The organism is Aestuariivita sp. (assembly GCF_049276915.1).
Classification (GTDB): Bacteria; Pseudomonadota; Alphaproteobacteria; order Rhodobacterales; family Rhodobacteraceae; genus Aestuariivita.
In genome coordinates, this window is sequence record NZ_JBASXK010000115.1 from 1 (window position 1) to 4,367 (window position 4,367).

At 59.2% G+C, this 4,367-nt stretch carries 4 protein-coding genes and 1 pseudogene; 3 read left to right on the top strand and 2 right to left on the bottom strand.

Annotated features, from left to right (window positions below; genetic code table 11):
• Positions 1-115: 115 nt before the first annotated feature.
• Complete coding sequence (gene rpsD, locus WAO69_RS12420) at positions 116-736, top strand: 30S ribosomal protein S4 (protein WP_422179564.1); 621 nt, start codon at positions 116-118, stop codon at positions 734-736.
• A gap of 57 nt (positions 737-793) precedes the next feature.
• Here the strand turns inward: rpsD and WAO69_RS12425 are convergent, their stop codons facing one another.
• Together WAO69_RS12425 and WAO69_RS12430 are read right to left on the bottom strand one after the other, a co-directional pair.
• On the bottom strand, positions 794-2,827 hold the full coding sequence (locus tag WAO69_RS12425) for a molybdopterin-containing oxidoreductase family protein (RefSeq protein WP_422179566.1): 2,034 nt from the start codon (positions 2,825-2,827) through the stop codon (positions 794-796).
• A gap of 68 nt (positions 2,828-2,895) precedes the next feature.
• Positions 2,896-3,663: pseudogene (locus tag WAO69_RS12430) on the bottom strand (DUF5928 domain-containing protein); the annotation flags it as partial.
• Positions 3,664-3,728: 65 nt separating this feature from the next.
• On the opposite strand from WAO69_RS12430, the gene WAO69_RS12435 reads away from it, so the two are divergent.
• Both WAO69_RS12435 and WAO69_RS12440 read left to right on the top strand, forming a co-directional pair.
• Positions 3,729-4,007 (top strand): transposase, encoded by a 279-nt coding sequence (locus WAO69_RS12435; protein WP_009807746.1) that lies wholly within the window; start codon positions 3,729-3,731, stop codon positions 4,005-4,007.
• Positions 4,004-4,367, top strand: a 364-nt coding sequence (locus tag WAO69_RS12440) for an IS3 family transposase (protein ID WP_422179569.1), incomplete at its 3' end; no start/stop codon positions are given. The genes WAO69_RS12435 and WAO69_RS12440, both read left to right, overlap by 4 nt.

The following is a 4,367-nucleotide window of genomic DNA, read 5'->3' on the forward strand; positions in this document are numbered from 1 at the left end:
GTCTATAAGCGCGGCTTCATTGGTGTTGGTGGACCTTGCAAGAGGATCCCTGTCGCTCTGGCAAAATCCGGAGAGAGGACAACGCCCTTCGAAACCTGAACGAAGGAGATCAGCCGTGACAAAACGCACGTCTGCCAAGTACAAAATCGATCGCCGCATGGGCGAGAACATCTGGGGCCGCCCCAAATCCCCCGTCAACCGTCGTGAATATGGCCCCGGCCAGCACGGGCAGCGCCGCAAGGGCAAGCTGAGCGATTTCGGCATTCAGCTGCGCGCCAAGCAAAAGCTCAAAGGCTATTATGGCGACCTGACGGAAAAGCAGTTCCGCCGCATCTATGCCGAAGCCGAGCGGGTCAAAGGTGACACCGGTGAAAATCTCATTGGTCTGCTGGAGCGTCGCCTGGACGCGCTGGTGTATCGTGCGAAATTCGTACCGACCGTTTTTGCCGCCCGCCAGTTCGTGAACCACGGCCATGTGCGTGTGAACGGCAAGAAGGTCAACATCCCCTCCTACCGTGTGAAGGAAGGTGATGTGATCGAGGTGCGTGACCGTTCCAAGCAGATGGCGATGGTTCTGGAAGCCGCGCAACTGCCCGAGCGCGACGTGCCTGATTACCTGGATGTCGATCACTCAAAAATGACCGCAACTTTCGTGCGCACGCCAAGCCTGGGCGACGTGCCTTATCCTGTGATCATGGAACCCAACCTGGTTGTGGAATTCTACGCCAAGAACTGATCCGGTTTTTGGCGACAGATCAAAGCCCCGCTGCCTCAGCGGGGCTTTTTCTTTGCGCTAGGCCCGTGTGAGCAAAACACGTGCCCCAAACCCGGATTGCCCCACCGAGAAAGGAAACCCGTGCAGCGCCGTATCAGGCAGAGCGGCGGCACTATCGGTGAGGATATTGAAACCCGGCCAGCCATCGCGCGTCCAGACAGCACCGGTTGGCATGCGTTTGGTGACCTTGGCGCGCGCGGCAAAGGTGCCGCGTGTGTTGGACAGGGTGATGGCATCACCATCCGAGATCCCGCGTGTCTCGGCATCCTGTGGTGCGATCCAGATCTGAGGCTCGCTCTCACGCGCTGCCAATGACGGCAGGGCGCGGGCATGGTCATAGAATGAATGGAAATGGGCAAAGGTCCGGCCCTGGGTCAGGATCAGTTCCTCGGGATCCGGCAGGTCGGGATCCGGGGCATGCGGCAGGGCCGGCAGACCCATGTCTGCGGCCTTTTGCGACAGGAACTCGATCTTGCCCGAGGGCGTGTCGAAAGCCAGCGTGGGATAGGCGATATGGCTGATCTTGAGCGCGGCACGCCCGCCGGACGCTCGGAGCGCCGCAACACTGGCATGGCCCGTGGCAGGGTGATCCAGCACAGCATCGATGGCCGCGATCTGATCTGGCCAGGGATAGACGTCCTCCACATTCAACCGGTGCGCCAAGCCCTTGTACAGCTCATAGAGCGGGCGCGCCTGACCTGCGGGTTCAAGCGCCTGTTCTGACAGGTAGACATGGGTATTGGTGGCCTTTGCGCCGATCTCTTCCAGCCAGATCGTGCCGGGCAGGACGATGTCGGCAACCTCGCGGATGGTTTGGTTGGCAAAGATATCATAGCTCACGAACAGCTCCAGCCGCTCCAGCGCCGCCCTCACGCGCTCGGTGTCCGGAAAGGAGGACAGGAAATTCGAGCCCAGCGACATCAGCACCTTGATCCGCCCGTCCTCGATCGCCTCGATGATCGCTTCCATCTGGTTGGGGATATAGCGGCCCGGCAACCGCCTGTCGGCCGCCGAGATATCGCCAAACCCCGCACCATGGCTGCGCGCGCCATGGCGCGGGCCGATGCCTGCACCCGCCAGCCCGAAATTGCCCGTCAGCCCCGGCAGGCACGAGATCGCGCGGGCGGCTGTCCAACTGTTGTCGCCCTTGTGCAAAGATGACCCGCCAATCACCAGCATGGCTGGTTTGCTGGCGGCATAATCGCGCGCCAGATCGACGATACGCCCGGCCTCGACACCGGTACGGCTGGCGGCCCATTGCGGGGTCATATGCGCGACATGATCTCTGAGCGCCTCAAAGCCCACCGTATGCTGTTGCACGAAGGCGTCATCCTGAAGGCCTTCGCTGATGATCACCTGCATCATCGCCAGCGCCAGAGCGGCGTCACTGCCCGGGCGCACCAGAATGACCTCATGAGCCAGCGCGCTGAGTTCGGTGCGGCGCACATCGATCACGACAATCCGCGCGCCGCGCCGCTTGGCGGCTTCGACATGTTTGATCGTATTGGCCTGGCTGACGGTGTTTGCGCCCCAAAGAATGATCATTTGGGAATGCGCGCCCATATCCTCTTTCGTGGAGGTTTCGAGCGCCCCTGTCAGCCCAAGACCAAAACCGCCCAGCCCCCAGCAGATCATTGCGGGGTTCCAGTACTGGCAGCCATAGAGATTTGCGAACCGCTCAAGCTGGGCGCGCTTAACGCCAAAGCCGTAATCATTGGCCACATTGCCGTGTCCGGGCCAGATGCCCACGGCCTCGCGCCCGACCGCCTGCATCCTGTCTGCGATCCGGTCCAGCGCCCTGTCCCAATCGGTATCCTGCCAATCGGGCGATCCGCGCGTGCTGCGCGTCTGTGGCACCAGAAGCCGGCGAGGGTTTGCGACAATTTCATGGGCCGCGTTGCCGCGCATGCACAAGAAGCCCTGACTGTCCGGATTATCAGGATCGCCGATGATCGTGACGTCCCGAGGCCCGTTTACCGTCACCGTCATGCCGCACAGCGTTGGGTGGCAATTCATGGGACACATGGTCTTGACGGTGTGCAGCTTGGACATCTGCGCTCCTTCGGTTGAGGTGTGGTTTACCATACGCAACCCAGACAGCACATCAAACGCGGATTGCGTCAGTCCGAAAACAGATGATGGGAGCCCGCAATCTCCATCGCGCGATCCGGCGATACATCAAGAAACTCGACCAGCTTTTCGGCGTTTTCCTCGGGGCTCGCGTTTTCGCGCATACGCAGATGCATCGGGAAATTCGCATCCCGCATCCGGTCGCTTTCATAGGTCATGTCATTGCGGATCGTAGGCAGAAGCCGCTGCAGTGTGGCCTGGCTGGTCTGTTCCCCGGCAAGGCCAACCCGCATGGCGTGGCCGATCAGATACTCGTCGGTAAAATCACAAACCACCTCAAGCATCTTGGTGCGCGACCGGTCCGAATAGAAATCATGCATCAGATCGAGGTTCGACGGATCCATGCACACGATCAGCCGGTCGGTTTCATAGTAATCAAACAGCATACGCATCAAGGCGCGTCGATGCCGCGTGCGCTTCCAGAGTGAGCTTTCGATGCCGCCGAGATCGGGAACCTCGGTATCTTCCTCGTTAAAGATATAGTCGATGGCTGGCACGTTGGTGACCTGACGGATCCTCTCCAGCAGGCGTTTGGCAACATGCCACTTCTTGCAGACGACGATCATCAATTCACGCTCACGGCCAAGCGTGCTTTCGGTTTCCCAAAAACGCATGGCAAAGCGGCGACCGATCCGCCCGCGACCGGTGAGGAACTTGTGCAGGCTGCGCCCTTCGTTGGATATCTGGAAACGCATGTCCGTGGCGGCATAAAGCTGCCCCAGGCGCCGTTTCAGATCTGTCGCCTCGGGGCTGATCTTGAAGTGGTCCGGCAAATTCGGACAGCGTGCTAAGATGTATCCAACCCGATTGAATGGATACAAGAATGACAAAGCGACGGAATTTTTCAGACAAGTTTAAAGCGACTGTGGCCCTTGAAGCATTGCGCGGTGACAAGACGGTGCAGGAGATTGCATCGAAGCGCCAGCTGCACCCTACGCAGGTGAGCACGTGGAAACGGCAGGCGATTGATGGCATGGTCAACGTTTTCTCGGACAAGGTCAAAAAGGCTGAGAACAAAGACGGCGAAATCAAAGAGCTTCATGCCAAGATTGGTCAGCTGGCGGTGGAAAATGATTTTTTGTCACAAGGGCTGAAGCGATGAGCCTGTCTGAACGCCGCGAGATGATCCGCAAGGACAACACCGACCTTAGCCTGACGCGCCAGTGTAAGCTGCTCAAGATCAGCCGTTCCTCAATCTATTACACGCCTGTTGGCTTTGATCAGGCGACGATTGATCTGATGCATGAGATTGACCGGATATTTACGAAGTATCCGTTCTTCGGCAGCCGCCAGATCGCGGCGTATCTGCCCCAATCAGGGTTCTCGGCAGGACGGCATCGCGTGCGTCGCCTGATGGGCATCATGGGGCTGCAGGCCATCTACAAAGGGCCGAACACCAGCAAGAAGCACCCGCAGCATAAGATCTGGCCATACTTATTGAGAAAGCTGTCGATTACGCGGC

What these genes read in the sequence shown, in the direction of transcription:
- WAO69_RS12425 (WP_422179566.1), bottom strand. Translation starts at nt 2,827, where the DNA reads ATGTCCAAGCTGCACACCGTCAAGACCATGTGTCCCATGAATTGCCAC.
- WAO69_RS12435 (WP_009807746.1), top strand. Translation starts at nt 3,729, where the DNA reads ATGACAAAGCGACGGAATTTTTCAGACAAGTTTAAAGCGACTGTGGCC.